The following is a 19436-nucleotide window of genomic DNA, read 5'->3' on the forward strand; positions in this document are numbered from 1 at the left end:
AATCCGTCCTCGACACACCCTCTGCATGCGCGTGTAACCCCTCAGCCGGAAACGATTTCCGTGGCACGGGCGTTGCTCCCGGAATGGGTACCTGCACCCTGACGCGAACGCGAACCCGGCGGCCCTGCGATGTCCCTTCATCTGTTCAGCACTCCCGTACAGTGCACCCACTGCGGCACCACGGTCGAGGACCCCACCGTGGAGCGGTGCCCCAACTGCCACGCGCTGCTCAAGGAGCGGCGCGCGCCGCGGCGCCTGGCCGGGGTGGAGCAGCGCTACGGCAGCTTCCGGATGCTGCTGGGGGTGATGCGCTTCCTGGGCATCATCGTGCTGCTGATCGGCGGGCTGGTCTTCTTCTCCGGGCTGGGCGACAGCCGCGCCAGCGCCTCGCAGAACACCGCGCTGCTGGTGGGAGCGATCGTCATCACCGTGGTCCTCTTCGCCGCGGCCGGGCTGTTCGAGCTGCTGATCGACGTGGAGGAGAACACCCGCTCGTCGTTCCGCCTGCAGCAGATGATCCTGGAGGAGATCGCCGAGGCCGGCGCCGCGTCGCGGCCCGTGGCCGACACCGTTTCGGACGCCACGCTCGTGGCCGCGCCGGCGCCGCCCCCCGCGGTGGCGGCACCCGCGCCCGCACCGGCCGCGGCGGCCGACGGCACTCCGCGCCCGGCCGTGGCCTGACGCGCCCGCGCACCCGAACCGAACTGGAGACGTACCCATGAAGTTCAGCAGTACCACCCTGGCGGCTTCCGCGCTCGTCCTCGCCGCGGCGGGGGGCGGGATGGCCGTCTACGGCACCCGCGCCACCGCCATCTCCGACGCCGCCCGCATGCGCGCCGCCGAGGCCGTGGCCGCCGAGGCGCCCGCGCCGGGGGGGATCCGCACCATCCCCGCGGCCGCGTCGACCGCCGCCGACGGGCCGCTGCAGGCGCAGGCGCAGGCCATCGTGGGCAACGGCGAGGGGTGGAGCCTCATGGCGTACTCCATCGACCGGCAGCAGACGCTGTTCGCCATCAACGCCGACCAGGTGCGCATCCCCGCGTCGAACAACAAGGTGTACAGCACCATCTGGGCGCTCACCATGCTGGGCCCCGGCCACCGCTTTCCCACCGACGTGCTGGTCACCGGCCCGGTGGAGGGCGGGGTGCTGAAGGGCGACGTGGTGCTGCGCGGCTCGGGCGACCCGGCGTTCGGCTACCCGGAGTACGACCGCGACGTGATGAAGACGCCGCGGATCATGGCGCAGGCGCTGAAGGCGAAGGGGATCACCCGCATCGACGGCTCCATCGTGGGCGACGCGACCATCGACGACGGGAAGCACCACGGGCCCAGCTGGCCCAACGACACCGGCAACGGCGCCGCGCAGTACGCGCCCACGGTGAGCGGCCTTCCCTTCAGCCGCAACATGCTGTGGGTGCAGATCGAGGGCGGCGCCATCCGCACCACGCCGCAGCTCACCGAGATCCCGGTGGTGTGGACCAGCCGCGGCGGGCGGGCCATGGCGGCGCGCAAGCCCGACAACGACACCATCATCGTGCGCGGCGCGGCGGGCGGGCGCGGCAACCGCTACGGCGTGGGCGCCAACGAGCCGGCGCTGCTGGCCCCGGCGGCGCTCCGGCAGGCGCTGCAGGAGGCGGGCGTCACCGTGTCCGGCCCCGTGCGGCTGGGGAAGACGCCCGAGAGCGCCAGGCTGGTGCACCGCCACTACTCCATCACCCTGGGCGAGATGATCCCCCAGGCCAACCGCCACTCCGACAACTTCTTCGCCGAGCACTTCTGGAAGGCGGCGGTCGCGAAGTCCACCGGCGAGGGGAGCTACGCCAAGGGCGGCCCGGCGTCGGCCAACTTCTACCACCAGCACGCGGGCATTCCCTTCGGGCAGCTCTTCCAGGCCGACGGCTCGGGGCTCTCGGCCGACAACCGGACGAGCGCCTACGCCCTGGTCAGCGCGCTGAACTGGGCCGACCAGCAGCGGTGGTCGAAGCTGTTCCACGAGTCGCTCCCCGTGGCCGGCCAGCCGGACGGCACGCTGAACCGCCTGTTCGTGGGCACGCCGGCCGCCGGGAACCTGCACGCCAAGACGGGCTACATCCGCGGCGTGCGCTCGCTCTCGGGGTACGTGAAGACGGCGGGCGGCGAGCGGGTGGTGTTCTCGATGCTCTACAACGGCCGCAACACCTCGGGCGCGCGCGGCATCCAGCAGAACCTGGGCGTGCTCCTGGCCAGCTACACGCGGTAGGCCGCGTCTCCCATCGGGTTGGGGAGATGACGAAAGATCGGGGGAGAAGACGGAAGGCTCGTCTTCTCCCCCGATCTGTGATGCCCCGGAAGATGGAGATCTGTCGTCTCGCGCCGCGCCGGGGCGCCGCGTACGTTTGTCGCGCGGCTGGATGCCACCCACACGCGACGACGGAGCGGATGCGATGAACGACGACCTGCGCTTTCCGGTCGGCCGGTACGAGCTGATGGATTCCATCACCCGCCAGCAGCGCGACGAGTGGGTCGCGCAGGTGGCCGACGCGCCCGCGCGCCTCCGCGCCGCCGTCCAGGGGCTGGGCGAGGCGCAGCTCGACACGCCCTACCGCGACGGCGGGTGGACGGTGCGGCAGGTGGTGCACCACGTCCCCGACAGCCACATGAACGCGTACGTCCGGATGAAGCTGGCGCTGACGGAAGATTCGCCCGCCATCAAGACGTACGAGGAAGCCGAGTGGGCCAGGCTGCCGGACGCCGAGCTCCCCGCCGACGTTTCGCTGACGCTGCTGGAGACGCTGCACCAGCGCTGGATCGCCGTCCTCCGCGGGCTGGACGAGACGCAGTGGAAGCGCACCTTCCGCCACCCCGAGTGGGGCGACGTGACGATCGAGAACGCGCTCGGCCTGTACGCCTGGCACGGCCGCCACCACGTGGCCCACATCACCAGCCTCCGCCAGCGCGAGGGCTGGTAGGGCGGTCGGAAGATGGCGAGGGCGGGAAGGAGGAGAGGATCACACCACGCCGCCCTCCCCTTGATGACGTCATCCTGAGGCCGACCACACCGCAACTCACGTTCGCGCTGAGACTTGCAGGCCGAAGGATCGATCCATAGCCGGCCTCGCACGTCAGCGGGAAGTGAGGCACGGATACCGGCTTGGAGGATCGATCGTGCAGTCCGGAAGCGCACGTGCGACCTCGCGCGATCCTTCGGCCTGCAATCGCTCTTGCAGAGGCAAGGACGGTGTGGCCGGCCTCAGGATGACGTCATCTCCATGCGTCTGTTATGCACAGCTGATTTCAGATCTGGTACGAGGCCTGTCCGCACGGAGATCGACTTGGCCACCACCGACGCGAGCGAGCTGAAGCAGCGCCTGCTGTCCGTTATCGCCCGGGGCGCGCACGCGCCGCTGGACGAGGCGGAGTTCGACGCGCTCGCCCTCGGCGTGTTCGCGCACCAGTACGCGTGCAACGCCCCGTACCGCGCCTTCTGCGACCGCCGCGGCGCCACGCCCGAGACGGTGCGCGGCTGGGCCGAGGTCCCCGCCGTCCCCACCGACGCGTTCAAGGCGACCGCGCTCGTCTGCGGCGACCCGTCCTCCGCCGCGGCGACCTTCCGCACCAGCGGCACCACGCAGGGAAGCGAGCGCCGCGGCACGCACATCGTCCCCGATCTCGCCCTGTACGACGCGGCCCTGCGGGCGGGCTTCTCCGCGCACCTGCTGCCCGACGGCGCGCGTCCGCGCATCCTCTCGCTCGTCCCCTCCCCCGCCGATCTGCCGGATTCGTCGCTCTCGCACATGATCGGCGAGGTGATGCGCGATTTCGCGGCGCCGGGGAGCGATGGGTTCGTCACCCCCGACGGCGGCATCGCGGGCGACCGCCTGCGCGACGCCCTCCGCGCCGCCGAGGCCGACGGCGCACCCGTCTGCATCCCCGGGACGGCGTTCGCGTTCGTGCACTGGCTCGACGCGCTCGCGGCCGCCGGCGATCAGTTCCATCTCCCCGAAGGCTCGCGGGTTATGGACACCGGCGGCTTCAAGGGCCGCTCGCGCGAGGTCACCCGCGAGGAGCTGTACGCCGCGATCGAGGACCGGCTCGGCATCGCCCCCGCGTGGTGCGTGAACGAGTACGGGATGACTGAGATGAGCTCGCAGTTCTACGACGGCGCCGCGGGAAGCGCCCTCGCGCCGTCCGGGCGCCTGCACGTCGGCCCGTCGTGGGTGCGCACGCAGGCGGCCGACCCCGAGACGCTGCGCCCGCTCCCGCACGGCGAGGTCGGCGTGCTGCGCCACTGGGACCTGGCAAACCTCAACTCGGTGATGGCGATCCAGACCGCGGACCTGGGCTTCACCACCCACGCCGGCTTCCGCGTCCTGGGCCGCGCGCGCGGTGCCGAGGCGCGCGGCTGCTCCATCGCCATGGACGAGCTCCTCTCCGCGATCCGCACGCGCTGAGATCCATCCCCCCCGGCGCGATCGAAAGTGCGATCCCGCGGCGCACGTGCGACCTCGCCTATGGATCCTTCGGCCTGCAACCAGTCGCGCCGGCGGAACGACGGTGTGGCCGGCCTCAGGGATGACGTCTTTCTGTTTACCTCTCCCAGGTTGTTTTGGGAGAGGTCGAAAAATGGAGAAGGGGCGAGACGGCTGTTTTGTCTCGCCCCTTCTCCATTTTTCGGGTGAGGGCCCCGCGAGGGCCGCCGCTCTCACCATCCCAGTCGTTCCGGGAGACCGCATCACCCCGCGAACGAGGTGCGCACGTTGCGGTCGCCCATCACGGCGCGGAAGGCCTGCACGGAATTGGCGCTGCTCTCGATGCGCCAGTCCGCCTCCTTGCGGGTGTTGAACCAGATGGCGCCGATCACGCTGTGGTGGCGGCGCATGGCCTGGAACGCCTGCTCGATCCACCGCCCCTTGTCGTACCCGCGTGCCTCCTGCGTGGCGAACTCGCCGATGATGATGGGCTTGCCCGGAAAGCGGCGCTCCAGGTCGCCCAGCATGTTGTCGGCGTCGGCGTCGTCGAACACCTGGTCGAAGCCCTGCCACGCGCCGCCCCACACGCTGGGCCCGTTGTACCCGTGCGGCCCCAGGTAGTCGACCACGTCGTTCCCGGGATAGTAGTTGCCGTACCAGTTCCAGTGCCCCGGCCCCGTGGCCGCGTTGGTCAGCGGGTTCCCCACGTTCGGCGCGAACACCCACTTCACGTTGCGCGCGCCCTGCCGGCGGAAGATCTCCACGATGCGGCGGAAGGCGGCGCGGTACGCGGCCGGCGCGGCGGCGTCGCCGTTGGCGGCGGGCTGCCAGGCGTAGCTCCAGCGCCCGTTCATCTCCCACCCCGGCTCGATCAGCACCGTCCCCGCGCCGGCCAGCCCGCGCGCCATCGCGGCGATCTGGCGGTCCGCGCGGCCGGCGGCGATCGCGGCCAGGATCCCCCGGCCGGGGGCGCCGCTCCACTTCAGGTCCAGCGCCAGGTAGGGCGTGGAGCCCGCGCCGGAGACCTGGCGCACCAGCTGCCCCGCCCACCCGCCGCGCGAGTAGTCGCCGTCCAGCGTCTGGAAGAGCTTCACGAAGGCCGGGCGCTTGCCGGTCAGGCGCCCGAAGGCGTCGATCCCCTGCTCCACGCGGCCGGTCCGCGTGGCGGACTCGCCCAGGTAGGCGCCCACGTAGAACGGGCGGTCGAAGCCGGGCGCGGCGTACGTCGCCTCGCCACCCGCGGGCACGGTGGCGGCGCGCGCGGGGTGCGGGAGCGCGAGAACGGCGGTGGCGAGGGGAAGCGCGAACGCGAGAACGCGTCCGCTCCCACGGGGGGCGGAGATCGTCATGGATCACCTCTTCGGCGGCTCGACCGGCGTGGACGGGCGGAATGCCCGTCTTTAGCCTCGGAACTTTGCGTCCCCGCCTTTCGGCGGGTTTGCCTTTGTCGGAGGTGCGCCCGGCTATCCTGAAGAGGTCCGGGCACACGTCGCGGGAAGGATCCCGCGCAACGCACCAAATCTAATCAACACAATAGGTTAGGTCAATACTTCCCCGGATCTGCGACACCCGCCTGTAGCAGTCCATCTTCATGGAGACGCGAAGCGGAGTTAGCTTTCGCGCGTCCGAATTCCCTCGCGCGGCATTCCCGCCCGGCGATTCCGCAGTCCGGAAAGAAAGAGAGCCACCCACCATGATCCGCCTTCGCACCAGCCTCGCCGTCGCCGCCGCGCTCGCCATCGCCGCGCCCGCCGCGGCGCAGGCGCGCACGCCCCTGCAGATCCTGCACGCCGTGTCGGCCCGCGCGAAGGCGCGCTCCGCGGGGGTGCAGAATTACACGTTGACCCTGAAGACGATGGGGCAGAGCGTGGTGAGCTACGTCTCGCGCGACGAGTCGGGCGCCTTCCGCGCGCAGTCCGGCGGCGTGGGCCAGATGGGCAGCTCCGCGGCGGAGATGACCGGATGGGCCGACGAGCTGCTGCTCATGATGGAGACGCTTCCCGAGGGCGAGGAAGAGATGCCCGAGTCGATGGGCACGCTCACCTACGACGGCGTGTCGGGAACCTCGGGCGCGCCGTCGCACGTGGTGACGATGAGCTTTGCCCCCGAGGACGCGCCGGACGCGGGCAGGATGGTGCCGCGGCGGTTGAGCCTGCACTTCGACACCACCACCCTGCTGACGCGGCGCCTGGAGATCGAGACGGTTTCCGGCGGCGCCCCCGGCAGCATGGTGATGCAGTTCGGCGACTGGCGCCCGGTGAAGGGGATGCAGCTGCCGTATCGCCGCCACCTGGAGATCCGCGGGATCCGCGCCGAGGTGCTGGGGCCGGACAGCGCCACGGCCACGCAGACGATCGCGCAGGGCCGCGCCGTGCTGGCCGGCCTTTCCGGCGAGGAGCGCGAGAGCATGCGGCAGATGCTGGAGGTGATGGAGGGGCTGGTGAAGCGCGACGAGATGATCCTGGACGAGATCGTCACCTCGGTGGCGGTGAACCAGGGCCCGCCCGCCGGCGTCACCCTCTCGCCCTTCGGCGGCAACGACAACTGACGCCGGACCGGCCGATCACCCGTGCGTTCCCGACGCACGGAGAGAGACGTCATCCTGAGTCGAACACCGCGCTGCGCGCGACCACGGAGGATGAAAGGACAGTGGTCGTGAGCGCTGATGCCACAGAATGAGCGGATCAGCCTCGCGCAGTCTGCGAGGCTTCCCGTAGTTGTTGCTGCGACTTCAGTCGCCGGTGGGGGGCCAGGCCGCGAACTTTCTATTCAGGCCGGCCACACTGTCGTTCCCCTTCGCACGAACGGTTGCAGGCCGGAGGATCTGTGGGCGAGGCTCGCACGTGCGCCGCGGATCCGTGGCCGGACACCTCGCCGGGAGTCGGGACGACGGAGAGAGGGCGATGACGAGAGGGCGCCGGGGAGCGAATCCCCGGCGCCCTCTCGCGCGTCCGTCACCGCCGTCCGCTCACATCAGCGGGGGCTGCGACGGAAGGCCGCCCTGCCCCGTCCCCGGCTCCTCGCCGCGGAAGGGCCGCTGCTCCCCGGCGCGGGGCTCCAGGTCCACCTCCGCCTGGATGTCGCCGTCGCCCTGGGGCTGGGCGGTGCGCGGATACTCGGGGGCCTCGGTGTAGCCGGCGGCCTGCCCGCGCGACTCCAGCTCGACCTCCACCTCCATCGGCCCGGCGGACGGCTGCGTCCCCATCGCCGGCTGCGTGCGCGGCGGGGCGGACGGGCGATACGCCGGCCGCTCCTCCAGCTCCACCTCCACGTCCATCTCCTGCTCCCGCTCGCCGCGGTTGTGCAGGATGCGCGCGACCAGCCCGCTGATGGCCACCGCCGCGCTCACCGCCACGGCGCCGGCCAGCGGGCTCATCTCCGGCGCGTGCAGCCCGCGGCGGGGACGGCTGTAGCCGCGCTCGGGCGCCGCCTCGAGATCGACCTCCACCTCCACCGGCCGGCCGTACGAGGGCGGGCGGCCGGTGTACTGGTAGTGGTGCTCGCGCTCGCGCTCCGCCTGCGACCGGGGCGGGGCCGGAGCCGGGCGGGGCCGCGACCGCGCCGTCTCGCGCCGCATGGCCGCCTGCGAGTCCACCACGCCGCTGGCGGTGTAGTGCCCGGAGTAGTCGTCCACCACGCTGGCGCCGCCGCGGGGCTCCAGGTCCACCTCCACCCGCATGTCCCCCTCGTCGCCGCCGCTGCCGCCCAGGTACTTCTTCGCCAGCCCGCCCACGATCCCCGCCACCCCCGCGGCGATGAGGCCGGCGATGGGCTTGCTGATCCCGCCGCCCTCCTCCTCCAGCCCCAGCGCCTCGAAGTCCTGGAAGTCGTCGCCCTCGTCGTTGAAGTTCCAGTCCTCGTCCCATTCGGCGTCCAGGTCCACCTCGCCGATGGACTCGGGCGCGTCCAGGTCCTCCGTGCCGAGCGCGTCCACGTCCCAGACCTCCTCGCCGTAGACGGCGGCGCGCAGGTCGCGGATCTCCTCCTCCTGCCGCGCCACCACCTGCATCAGCTCGCGCGACCGGTCCTCCCACTCGCGTGAGCCGCCGCCGCGGCCGTTCCCGGCGCCGGTGGCGATGGGCTCAAGGCCAATTCCTTCCAGCAGCGCGCGGGGGATCTTCACGTGCTCGCGGTCCTCGTCCTCGTCGCGATTCTTCCCGCCGCCGGTGAGGAGACCCAGCACCAGCCCCGCGCCGAACACGCCGCCCGCGAAGGCCCACGGGCGCTCGCGCACGGGCGAGGTGAAGTCCAGCCTGTCGTTGATCTCTTCCTTCTTCCGGAGCAGCGCGCCCTCGATCTGGTCGATGGTCTGCGACATCCGCTCGCGGGTGCGCTCGATCTCGCCGCGCACCTGGTGCGGATCGTCGGGCGTGACCTGCGCGCCGATGGTGCCCAGCGGCGCGGCGTGCGTGTGCTCGGGAATCAGGTGCTCGGGATCGGTCTCGGGAACGCGGTTCATTCCCGGACCCCCCGGAAGCGTCCGGTCGTCGTCGTTGCGGTAGTCAGCCATGTGCGGTTCTCCTTAGCGAAGCAGCCGGCCGATGACGAACCCCGCGACGCCGGCCAGCAGCAGCGTCTGGAGCGGCTTCTCGCGCACCCGTCCCTCGAAGCTCCCCGCCGCGCTCTGCACGCCGCCGCGGGCCGTGTCCACGTAACCGCGGGCGCCGGCCAGCGGCCCCTCCCCGGTGTCCAGCAGCCCGGCCACGCGGTTGCGCACCGCGTCCGCGCCCCGGCTGGCGCCGTCGCGCACCGACCCGGCCAGCCCGCTCACCCGGTCGGCCACGCTCCCCGCCGCGCCGCTCACCGTGTCGCCCACCGACGAGGCCGCGCCGCCCACCGTGCCCGCCACGCTCGACGCGGCGCCGCTTACCGCCCCGCCGACCGCCGCGGCGGCGCCGGAGACGGCGTCCTTGGCATGCTCCACCACGCCGCCATGCACGTTGGCGCGCTCGCGGGCGGCATTCATGGCGTGCACGTCCTCGACCTCGCCGGCGCCCACGCCCATGCGCTGCAGCACCCCGGCCACCCACGCGTAGTGCCGCTCCTCGTCCAGCGCGGCGCCGTCGATGGCGCGCTTCACGTCGGGGGGCCAGAGCATGGCCTTGCTGGCGTAGCCGTCGTACTTGGTGCGCACCTGCAGCTCGTTGGTGCGGAACGACATCAGCAGCCCCTTGTCGCCGGCCAGCCCGCCCAGGCTCTGCAGCGCGGTCTTGAAGGGCCCGGTGGCGTGCGGGTGGTTGGCCGGCGTGCCGCCCAACCGCGCCACCACCTCGTTCAGCTCGCGGATGTGGCGCTCGTGGTCGCGGCGGAAGCCGGCGATCTGGTCGGCGTGGTCGCGGTCCTCGAGCTTGGCGATGGCCACGTCGTACGCGGCCACGGCGTCGTGGTCCAGCTGGAGCAGGTCGTTCAGCCCGTCCAGCACTTCCTGGAGCGCCGGCGCGTGCGTCCCTCCCATGCCGGTCAGTTGCGTGTCCACCAGGTTCCTCCTTGTGCAGCAGGCGGTGTGTTGCCGTCTCCGTACTCCATCCGGCCGTCCTCCGCCGCGGCGCGCGCGTGTAGCCGCGCGGGGACGGGAGCCGACGCCGGGATGCACCAATCATTCCACGGCACGCCTCGCGCACATGCGGGAGATTTGCGGGCGTCTGGGGGGAGAATCGCCCGGGGAAACGCGGGTGGAGGGACGATGGGGAGCGGCGTGGCACGGCTGTGGCAAGAGGGGGATGGAAACACGGATGCGGATGCGGCGCATGGAGTTGCGGGGGTGCCCCGGCGGAGAGGACGGCACCACCCGAAGTGCGGGATTGGCTTCGGCGCGACTCCGCGGCATCACGCCCTCTCCGGTCGGCTTAGGTTAGGCCGTCCACCTCTCCCGTACCGGGAGAGGTAGCTTGGCGAGGATGGCGCTCGAACTTCGGCATCGTGCCCGCCCGGCCAGGCTTGCCGCCGCGTCCGTGCGAGTGAGGTTCGGAAGCGCGCGGATGCTGGACAGCCACCCTCTCCCGGAACGGGAGAGGTCGCGCCCTCCGGCGCGGGGTGAGGGCGTCGCGAGGCGTCGGACGCGCACCCGGCGAGACGCGCGAGAGTGGGAGAGTGCGACTGCAAGCGTGCGAAGGTGCGAGTGCGAGATATGCGACGGTGCGAAGGTGCGGAGTGACGGATGAACCCGGACGAGGGAGACCGACGATGGCGATGAAGAGTCTGAGGCGCGCGAGCCTGCTGCTGGCGCTGCCGCTGCTGTCCGGGTGCGCCACGCTGGCGCAGCTCGGGATCCAGGCGCCGCAGTTCAGTGTGGACAACTCGCAGCAGCCGCAGCTGCGGCTGGTGGGGCCCGGCTTCGGGCATCCGCAGGGCGGAGCGGCGCTGCGGCTGTACGCGCGGGTGCGCAACCCCAACCCCATCGGGCTGACGCTGGCGCGGCTGGCGGGCGGGCTGCAGCTGGAGGGGCGCAGCGCCGCGCAGGTGGACTTCCCGCTGGGCGTTCCGCTGCAGGCCAACGGCGACGTGATGGTGCCGCTGGACATCACCGTGAACTTCAACGACATCCCCGGCCTGGCCGACGTGATCCTGCGCGCCGCCACCGGCCAGTCCATCCGCTACGCGCTGAACGGCACCGTGGGCGTCGACGCCGGCGTCCTCGGCCAGCCCACTTTCGGGCCGATGAACCTGCTCTCGGGCAGCGCGCGGGTGACGCGGTAGGGGACAGGCGACAGGGGACAGGGACGGAAGATCGAGGCGGGGGCGCGGGGAAGAATCTCGCGAAGATGGATGCGGGGGAGGGATCGATGGCGTCCAGCCCGATGTCGATAGTTCGACGTTGTGGATGCGGCCGAAGAACACCAGCGGCGGCGCTCCCGAAGTCCGGGCGCCGCCGCATCCGTTTCGTCAGTCTTGGACCTCTCCGCCGCCCCGCCTATCCTGTACTCACCGGGGGAGAAGCCGCGCCGAAGGTCCGCCGTCCCCTGTCCCCTGTCCCCTGTCCCCTGTCCCCTGTCCCCTGTCCCCTGTCCCCTGTCCCCTGTCCCCTGTCCCCTGTCCCCTGTCCCCTGTCCCCTGTCCCCTGTCCCCTATGATCACCCTGCCGCTGTGGCTCTTCGTCGTCATCGTCCTGCTGGCCGCGTGGGCGGCGCTGGACCGGCTGATGGTGCCCAGCGTGCGCTGGATCGTGCGGCAGCGGACGAACCGCGTGATCGAGGAGATCAACACCCGCCTCCCCATCGAGATCCCCCAGTTCAACCTCACCCGCCGGCAGGTGCTGATCGACCGGCTGATGTACGACCCGCGCGTGGTGCAGGCCGCCGACGCGTTCGCCCGCGAGCACGGCATGCCGCGCGAGGTGGCCATGGAGCGCGTGGAGCGCTACGCCCGCGAGATCGTGCCCGCCTTCAACGCGTACCTGTACTTCCGCATCGGCTACTGGGCGGCGCGCCGGTTCGCGCGGCTCCTGTACCGCGTGCGCCTGGGCTACAGCGACGAAGCCGGGCTCGCCGGGATCGCGAAGGGGAGCACGGTCGTCTTCGTGATGAACCACCGCAGCAACATGGACTACGTGCTGGTGGGCTACCTGGCCAGCAAGCGCGCGGCGCTCAGCTACGCGGTGGGCGAGTGGGCGCGCGTCTGGCCGCTGCAGGCGCTGATCCGCTCGATGGGCGCCTACTTCGTGCGCCGCAACAGCGGCGACGAGCTGTACCGCCGCGTGCTGGAGCGCTACGTGGGAATGGCGACCGCCGCCGGCGTGACCCAGGCCGTGTACCCCGAGGGCGGCCTGACGCGCGACGGCCGCCTCCGCCGGCCGAAGCTGGGGCTGCTGGACTACATTCTCCGCGCCTTCGACCCCGCGGGCGAGCGCGACCTGGTGTTCATCCCCGTCGGCATCAACTACGACCGCACGCTGGAAGACCGGACGCTCCTGCTCGATCTGCAGCCCGAGCGCGCGAAGCCGCGGCCGATGGCGGCGGCGGCCAACGCGCTGCGCTTCGCCGGGCGCAACGTGATGCTGATGGCGCGCAGCCGCTGGCACCGCTTCGGCTACGCCTGCGCCAACTTCGGCACCCCCGTCTCCATGCGCGCGTACTGCGCCGGGCACGGCATCGACTTCCGTGCGATGGGGAAGGACGAGCGCCACGCCGCCGTCGAGGCGCTGGGCGCCGACCTGATGCGCGCGGTGGGCGACGTCGTTCCCGTGGTACCCGTCTCGCTCGTGGCCACGGTGTTCGTGCGCGACCCCGCCCGGCCGCTCAGCGAGCTGGAGCTGAAGGCACGCGTCGGCGACCTGATCGACGAGCTGGAGGCGGCCGGCGGGCGCGTCTACATCCCCCGGAAGGACATGGACTACGCGGTGACGGTGGGGCTGCGCATGCTTACCCTGCGCCACCTGGTCCGCGAGGAAGACGGGCTGTTCTGCGCGGCCCCGTCCGAGCTGGCGGTGCTGGCATACTACGCCAACTCCATCGCCCACCTCCTCCCGCTCCGCCCCGTTTCCGTCGCGATGCCGGTGGGGATCGCCGAGCCCGTCGCGGCGCCGGCGTAGGCGAAAGATCGTGGTTTCAATGCGGAGAAGCGGAGCAGCGGAGGAGTTCTCTCCGCTGCTCCGCTTCTCCGCGTGCAACCCGCCGTTCCGATCTGCTACCCCGCACCCTTTGTCCTCTCCCGCGGCGGCGGTTACCATTCGGGGGAACGGATCTCCACGAAGCAGCGTCACAAAGGACCGCATGACAGACCGCACCGAGCCCTGGGTGGTGGTGGCGGAGTTCGGCGCCGTGCTCGAGGCCGACTTCGCGGCCGCCACGCTGCAGGAAGCCGGGATCCCCGCGCGCGTCACCGGCGCGCACGTGGGAATCTTCGGCGCCGGGTACCAGGGCTACTCGATGTACGGGGTGAAGGTGATGGTTCCCTGGCACCGCGAGGCCGACGCCCGCGGCGTGCTGGAGGGATTCGTCCCCGACGGCGGAGAGGAAGACGAGGACTTGGAGGAGCCCGCATGAGCGCACGCATCGCCGCCCTGCTCCTGATCGCCGCCTGCGGACGCGGCGGGCCGTCGGACACGCAGCCGCCGCCCATCCCCGCCAACGGCATCCGCCTGGCCGAGGTGGCGTCGGGGCTCAGCTCGCCGGTCTACGCCACCTCGCCGCCGGGCGACGCGCGCCTCTTCGTCGTCGAGCAGACCGGGAAGATCCGCATCGTCCAGAACGGACAGCTCGTGTCCACGCCGTTCCTGGACGTCTCCGCGCTGATCACCAGCGGCGGCGAGCGCGGTCTGCTCTCCGTGGCGTTCCATCCCAACTACGCCCGGAACGGCTTCTTCTACGTCGACTACACCGACCGCGACGGCGACACGCGCATCGTCCGCTACCACGTGAGCGCGGATGCGAACCGCGCCGACCCGGCGAGCGCGCAGCTCGTTCTCACCGTTGCCCAGCCGTTCGCCAACCACAACGGCGGGCTGGTGATGTTCGGCCCCGACGGCAAGCTGTACGTGGGGATGGGCGACGGCGGCAGCGGCGGCGACCCGCAGGGGAACGGGCAGAACCTGGCCGCGCTGCTCGGCAAGATCCTGCGGCTGGACGTGGACGGCGCGCAGCCGTACGCCATCCCCGCCGACAACCCGCTGGCCGGGCAGACGGGGAAGCGGGGGGAGATCTGGATCAGCGGCGTGCGCAACCCGTGGCGCTTCGCCTTCGACGCGCCGAGCGGGCTGCTGTACGTGGCCGACGTGGGGCAGAACCAGTGGGAAGAGGTCGACGTGGTCCGCGCCAACCAGGGCGGGCTGAACTTCGGCTGGAACCTGATGGAGGCGATGCACTGCTACAACGCGTCGTCGTGCGTGCAGCAGGGGCTGACGCTGCCGGTGCTGGAGTACAGCCACGACGACGGATGCTCCATCACCGGCGGCTTCGTCTACCGCGGCAGCGCCATCCCCGCCGTGCAGGGGCACTACTTCTACGCGGACTACTGCAAGGGCTGGCTCCGCTCCTTCCGCTGGGACGGCGCGCAGGTGCTGGACCGCCGCGAGTGGGACGTGGGCGACGTCGGCAGCATCACCTCCTTCGGCCAGGACGCCGGCCACGAGCTGTACATCACCACCTCCGCCGGCCGCGTGCTGAAGCTGGCGCCCGCGCAGTAGCGTCAGGAGCGAGCCGTGGCCGAGCCCTCCCGGAGGAGCTCCGCGGGGTGTTGTGTGGCGCGAAAATGCGAGTGAACTCGCGGCTACAACGGCACGCAGTCCGCCTTCGCGGCGCCTTCGCGGACTTCTCGGCGCGTCGTTTAGCGCAAGCGCAAAAGGGACGTTTTCCTGAGTCGAACACCGCACTACGCGCGACCACGATGAACGAAAGGGAGGCGTCCTCTGGAGCCGGAACTGGTCGCCGAGCCGAACAGCCTCGCGCAGTTTGCGAGGCTTCCCGTAGTTGTTGCTGCGACGCTGCGACTTCAGTCGCCGGTGACCGGCTGCGCCCGGAACTTCCATTCAGGCCGGCGGCGAAGCCACGCCCCGCCGCGGCATGGCGATGACGAGCCCCCTCCCTTGCGGCTCGCCGTTTGCGGCCCTATCTCCCTCGCTCCCACACGCCCGAAAACCTGCCGCGCGGCTGATGCAATTGCGCGGCGACGCACTCCCAAGATGCCCATGATGAACATACCTCGGCTCGCCCTTCCGCTCGCCCTGGCCGCTCTCGCCGCGTGCGCGCCCTCCGCGCAGGCGCCGGCGTCCACGCCCGCAGCGCTCCCGGCCGGGTCGGCGGCGTACGGGCAGGAGCCGCGCTGGGGGATGGTGATCCACGGCGGCGCGGGCACCATCACGCGCGAGCAGATGACGCCCGAGCGCGAGGCGGCCTACCGCGCGGGGCTGGAGCGCGCGCTCCGCGCCGGATACGCGGTGCTGCAGCGCGGCGGCCGCTCGCTGGACGCGGTGCAGGCGGCCATCAACGTGATGGAGGACGACTCGCTCTTCAACGCCGGCAGGGGCGCGGTGCTGAACGCCGAGGGCCATCCCGAGATGGACGCGGCCATCATGGACGGCTCCACGCTCGCGGCGGGCTCGGTCGCGGGCGTGCACCACGTGCGCAACCCCATCTCCCTGGCCCGTCTGGTGATGGAGAAGAGCCCGCACGTGATGATGATCGGCGACGGCGCCGAGGTGTTCGGCCGCCAGCAGAACGTGCGGATGGAGGACGAGAGCTACTTCATCACCGCCCCGCGCCGCGCGTCGTGGGAGCGCCAGCGCGCGGCCGACAGCGTGCGGGCAGCGAGCGGGCGCGGGGCGATGGCGCCGGAGCCCGCGTACTCGGTGCCCGACGAGCGGAAGTTCGGCACGGTGGGCGCGGTGGCGCTGGACCAGGCGGGGAACCTGGCCGCGGGGACGTCCACCGGCGGAACGCAGATGAAGCGCTACGGCCGCGTGGGCGACGCACCCATCATCGGCGCGGGGACGTACGCCAGCAACAGCTCGTGCGCCGTCTCGGCCACCGGCACCGGCGAGTACTTCATCCGCAACACCGTGGCCCGGTCGATCTGCGCGCTGGTGGAGTACGGGCACATGCCGCTGGCGCAGGCGGCCGACAGCGTGGTCATGCGCCAGCTGGTGCGCCAGAACGGCGACGGCGGGATCATCGCCATGGACCGGCAGGGGAACTGGACGTGGCCGTTCAACACCAGCGGCATGTACCGCGGCCACATCGACGCCCGCGGCGCCATCCAGATCCAGATCTTCAAGCAGTAGATCCAACGAGCCTCGGCCGCCGCATCCTCGCTGGCGGCCGAGGCTTTTCATCTACCGAAGGCGCAGTTCCGTACTCTCGTACTCCCCGTACTTTCGTACTTCGATGCGCGCCCGCGAAATCCTCGAAACCTGCCTCTACGCCGGGGACCTGGACGCGACGGAGAATTTCTACACGCGGGTGCTGGGGCTGGAGCGGATCGCGCGGGTGGACGGGCGGCACGTGTTCTTCCGCTGTGGCGGGCGCGTCTTCCTGGTCTTCAACGCGGAGGCGACGGCGGGCGGCGGGGTGATTCCCGGCCACGGCGCGAGCGGCCCCGGCCACGCCTGCTTCGCCGCGACGGAGGCGGAGCTGGCCGGCTGGCGCGATCACCTGCGCGCGAGCGGCGTGGAGATCGAGCAGGAGAAGGAGTGGCCCGGCGGCGGGCGATCCATCTACTTCCGCGACCCGGCGGGGAACAGCGTGGAGATCGGCACGCCCCGAATCTGGGGGATTCAGGACGAGGAGACGTTCGGACGATAGGGAAAGAATCTCACGCGGAGAAGCGGAGCGGCAGAGGAGTCGAGTTCACTCTGCTGCTCCGCTTCTCCGCGTGAACCCCTGATTCTTCTACCGCCCCGTCCACGTTCCCGAGCTGAAGACGAGCTGCAGCACGTACCAGATCAGCGCCAGGATACCCGCGAACACCGCCGCCAGCAGCAGGAAGACGAGGAGGACGAAGAGCTTGCTGGACTTCCGCGCCGCGTCGGGCGAATCGATGGCGTGGTGGAGGAGGCGCATGTTGCGGTCGTTGGCCTTCCACCCCGCGTCGAACAGGTCGCCGATGAAGGGGATCGCACCCACCACCGTCTCGATCCCGATGTTCAGCAGCATCCGCAGGATCACGGAGAAACCCGCCCCCAGCCGCGCCGCCTCGAGCACGAAGTAGCACGACAGCAGCGCCCCGGCCGCGTCGCCGAAGCCGGGGACCAGCCCGATCACCGCGTCCAGCCCGAAGCGCGTGCCGGTTCCGGGGATGGGGATGGAGTTGTCCAGCAGGTGCGCCAGCGCGTCCAGCCGCCGCACCAGCTTCGCCCGCTTCTCGTCCACGGGTCCGAGGTCCGTCGCCACGCGCGTCTCCTTGGATCTGGGGGCCGCTTCCGCACACCCGCTACGCACAGCGCGCGCCGCGGCCGCTTGCATCGCGCGCGCGGCCGGGCGAAGTTGCGCCCCGAACCCCAACCCCCACGTGCGGATGAGACTTCCGATCACCGCCGCGCTCGCCGCGGCCTGGCTGGCGCCCGCGGCGGCCGGCGCGCAGAAGCACCCCGCGTACTTCCAGCAGGGCGTGAGCTACCGCATCGAGGCGCGGCTGGACGAGCCGACGTCGGTGCTGCACGGCCGCGCGCGGCTGCACTACACCAACCACGCGCCGGTCGCGCTCGACACGATCTACGTGCACCAGCACCTGAACGCCTTCCGCCCCAACAGCGCGTGGGCACGGCGGGAGATGCAGCTGGGCGTCGACCGGTTCCAGGCGCTGGGACCCGGCGACTACGCGTACGAGCGCTTCACCTCGGTCCAGATCGGCGGCCGGGCGATCCGTCCCGTCTACCCGCTGTCGCCGGACTCCACCGTCGCCGCCATCCCGCTTCCCACTCCCCTGGCGCCCGGCGCGTCGGTCGACGTGGACATGGACTGGGACGCGCGGCTCTCCACGCTGCCGCGGCGGCAGGGGCGCGCGGGGCGGCACTACGACTTCGCGCAGTGGTATCCCCGCGTGGCCGTCTACGACCGCTGGGGGTGGGAGGCGCATCCGCTGCTCCCGCAGGGCGAGTTCTACGGCGAGTTCGCCTCGTACGACGTGACGCTGGACGTGGCCGCCGACCAGGTGATCGGCGCCACCGGCGTGAACGTGGTGGGCGACGCGGGCTACACGGTGACGGACTTCGAGCGGCGCTTCTACCGCCGCGGCGGCGCCTTCCCGCTGGGGCTGATCACCGGCAGCGAGCCGCCCGCCGGCCGCAAGTGGGTGCGCTTCCACGCCGAGGACGTGCATCACTTCGCCTGGTCGGCCGATCCGGCATACCGCCACGACATCGTCCAGCGCGCGGTGATCAGCGACTCGGACTCCACCGCGCGCGGGCTGCCGACCATCCATGTCCTCTACCTTCCCGCCGACACCGACTGGGCCAACAACCAGGCCGCGCACCGCACCTACGACGCGCTCACCTGGCTGCAGCGCAAGCTCTCGCCGTACCCGTGGCCGCAGCTGACCAACCTGCACCGCATCGAGGGCGGCGGCACCGAGTTCCCCATGATGACGATGAACGGCGGCGCGGGAGAGGGATTGATCGTGCACGAGACCACGCACCAGTGGCTGCACGGGATCCTGGCGAGCAACGAGTGGAAGGAGGGATGGATGGACGAGGGGTTCACCTCGTTCATGACCAGCTGGTACATGGAGGAGAAGAACCGCGGCGTTCCCGGCGCCCCGGACCCGTGGGCGGGGACGATGCAGGCGCTGGAGCGCATCGAGCGCGCCGACTCCACGCAGCCCCTCGCGCTTCCCAGCGAGGCGTTCAGCGACCCGCGGATGTACAACCTGATGACGTACACCAAGCCGTCGGCCGTCTTCCGCATGCTGCGCGAGCACCTGGGCACGCCGGTATTCGAGCGCGTGCTGCACGAGTACGCGCGGCGCTACCAGTTCAAGCACGTGACCGGGGAAGACTTCCGGCAGGTGGCGCAGGAGGTGAGCGGGCAGGACCTGGGCTGGTTCTGGGACCAGTGGATCCGCCGCACCGACCGGCTGGACTACTCCGTCGCGAACGCCGCCACGCGCCGGCTGGGCGATGGGAGATGGAGCACGACGGTGACGGTCCGCCGCGACGGCGCGGCCTGGATGCCCGTGGACGTGCAGGTGGGCGAGATGACGCACCGCCTCGCCTCGCGCGAGCGCAGCCAGACGGTGACGTTCACGACCGCCACGAAGCCCGCCTCCGTCGTCGTCGACCCGCGCTGGATCCTGATCGACTACAACCGCGCGAACAACACCTTCCCGCTGCCGTAGGCGGGCGAGCCGGCCGCGACCCAGGGCGGGCGCCGGAGGGTGAGTCTGTGTGCGAAAATGCGACTGAAGTCGCGGCTACAACGGCACGCAGTCCGCCTTCGCGGACTTCAGAGGCGATCGCGTGCGTGGACGCTGTGAGGCTGCACAGTTGGCCGCAGCGCGAAGATCTACGACGTCGGATGCGCTACAGTCGGCTATTTCGCACGGGCCGGCGACAGATCCTTC

General features: G+C 71.4%; 16 protein-coding genes and 1 riboswitch. Of the genes, 12 read left to right on the plus strand and 4 right to left on the minus strand.

Annotation, left to right across the window (positions count from 1 at the left end; genetic code table 11):
• Positions 1-129: 129 nt before the first annotated feature.
• From VLK66_RS18900 to VLK66_RS18915, 4 genes are all read left to right on the plus strand, one after another.
• On the plus strand, positions 130-681 hold the full coding sequence (locus VLK66_RS18900; RefSeq protein WP_325311024.1) for a hypothetical protein: 552 nt from the start codon (positions 130-132) through the stop codon (positions 679-681).
• Between the two features lie 37 nt (positions 682-718).
• Positions 719-2239 carry a D-alanyl-D-alanine carboxypeptidase/D-alanyl-D-alanine endopeptidase gene (gene dacB, locus VLK66_RS18905; RefSeq protein WP_325311025.1) on the plus strand — a complete coding sequence of 507 codons (1521 nt, stop codon included), beginning with the start codon at positions 719-721 and terminating at the stop codon, positions 2237-2239.
• Between the two features lie 184 nt (positions 2240-2423).
• Complete coding sequence (locus tag VLK66_RS18910) at positions 2424-2948, plus strand: YfiT family bacillithiol transferase (RefSeq protein ID WP_325311026.1); 525 nt, start codon at positions 2424-2426, stop codon at positions 2946-2948.
• 363 nt (positions 2949-3311) lie between these two features.
• Positions 3312-4430 carry a hypothetical protein gene (locus VLK66_RS18915; protein ID WP_325311027.1) on the plus strand — a complete coding sequence of 373 codons (1119 nt, stop codon included), beginning with the start codon at positions 3312-3314 and terminating at the stop codon, positions 4428-4430.
• Positions 4431-4711: 281 nt separating this feature from the next.
• Here the strand turns inward: VLK66_RS18915 and VLK66_RS18920 are convergent, their stop codons facing one another.
• On the minus strand, positions 4712-5797 hold the full coding sequence (locus VLK66_RS18920; protein WP_325311028.1) for a glycoside hydrolase family 26 protein: 1086 nt from the start codon (positions 5795-5797) through the stop codon (positions 4712-4714).
• Between the two features lie 10 nt (positions 5798-5807).
• Positions 5808-5901: riboswitch (cyclic di-GMP riboswitch) on the minus strand.
• 240 nt (positions 5902-6141) lie between these two features.
• On the opposite strand from VLK66_RS18920, the gene VLK66_RS18925 reads away from it, so the two are divergent.
• The gene (locus VLK66_RS18925; protein ID WP_325311029.1) at positions 6142-6996 is read left to right on the plus strand and encodes a hypothetical protein; all 855 of its coding nucleotides are present in this window, start codon (positions 6142-6144) and stop codon (positions 6994-6996) included.
• Positions 6997-7416: 420 nt separating this feature from the next.
• Here the strand turns inward: VLK66_RS18925 and VLK66_RS18930 are convergent, their stop codons facing one another.
• Positions 7417-8958, minus strand: coding sequence for a hypothetical protein (locus VLK66_RS18930; protein ID WP_325311030.1), 1542 nt, complete (start codon positions 8956-8958; stop codon positions 7417-7419).
• Between the two features lie 12 nt (positions 8959-8970).
• Positions 8971-9924 (minus strand): ferritin-like domain-containing protein, encoded by a 954-nt coding sequence (locus VLK66_RS18935; protein ID WP_325311031.1) that lies wholly within the window; start codon positions 9922-9924, stop codon positions 8971-8973.
• 707 nt (positions 9925-10631) lie between these two features.
• Here VLK66_RS18935 and VLK66_RS18940 point away from each other — a divergent pair.
• The 6 genes from VLK66_RS18940 to VLK66_RS18965 all read left to right on the plus strand — a co-directional run bounded on the left by VLK66_RS18940 (position 10632) and on the right by VLK66_RS18965 (position 16681).
• Complete coding sequence (locus VLK66_RS18940) at positions 10632-11144, plus strand: LEA type 2 family protein (protein ID WP_325311032.1); 513 nt, start codon at positions 10632-10634, stop codon at positions 11142-11144.
• Positions 11145-11514: 370 nt separating this feature from the next.
• The gene (locus VLK66_RS18945; protein WP_325311033.1) at positions 11515-12975 is read left to right on the plus strand and encodes a 1-acyl-sn-glycerol-3-phosphate acyltransferase; all 1461 of its coding nucleotides are present in this window, start codon (positions 11515-11517) and stop codon (positions 12973-12975) included.
• Between the two features lie 181 nt (positions 12976-13156).
• A complete protein-coding gene (locus VLK66_RS18950; protein WP_325311034.1) occupies positions 13157-13429 on the plus strand; it encodes a putative signal transducing protein in 273 nt (90 codons plus the stop codon).
• Positions 13426-14568, plus strand: a complete 1143-nt coding sequence (locus VLK66_RS18955; protein ID WP_325311035.1) for a PQQ-dependent sugar dehydrogenase — start codon at positions 13426-13428, stop codon at positions 14566-14568. Before VLK66_RS18950 ends, VLK66_RS18955 begins: the two co-directional genes overlap by 4 nt.
• Before the next feature lie 501 nt (positions 14569-15069).
• Positions 15070-16161 (plus strand): isoaspartyl peptidase/L-asparaginase, encoded by a 1092-nt coding sequence (locus tag VLK66_RS18960; protein WP_325311036.1) that lies wholly within the window; start codon positions 15070-15072, stop codon positions 16159-16161.
• A gap of 103 nt (positions 16162-16264) precedes the next feature.
• On the plus strand, positions 16265-16681 hold the full coding sequence (locus tag VLK66_RS18965) for a VOC family protein (protein WP_325311037.1): 417 nt from the start codon (positions 16265-16267) through the stop codon (positions 16679-16681).
• Between the two features lie 87 nt (positions 16682-16768).
• Here the strand turns inward: VLK66_RS18965 and VLK66_RS18970 are convergent, their stop codons facing one another.
• Entirely contained in the window at positions 16769-17269 is a 501-nt protein-coding gene (locus tag VLK66_RS18970) for a DUF4112 domain-containing protein (protein WP_325311038.1), read from the minus strand.
• Between the two features lie 124 nt (positions 17270-17393).
• On the opposite strand from VLK66_RS18970, the gene VLK66_RS18975 reads away from it, so the two are divergent.
• A complete protein-coding gene (locus tag VLK66_RS18975; RefSeq protein ID WP_325311039.1) occupies positions 17394-19211 on the plus strand; it encodes a M1 family metallopeptidase in 1818 nt (605 codons plus the stop codon).
• Positions 19212-19436: the final 225 nt, after the last annotated feature.

The organism is Longimicrobium sp., assembly GCF_035474595.1.
Lineage (GTDB): Bacteria > Gemmatimonadota > Gemmatimonadetes > Longimicrobiales > Longimicrobiaceae > Longimicrobium.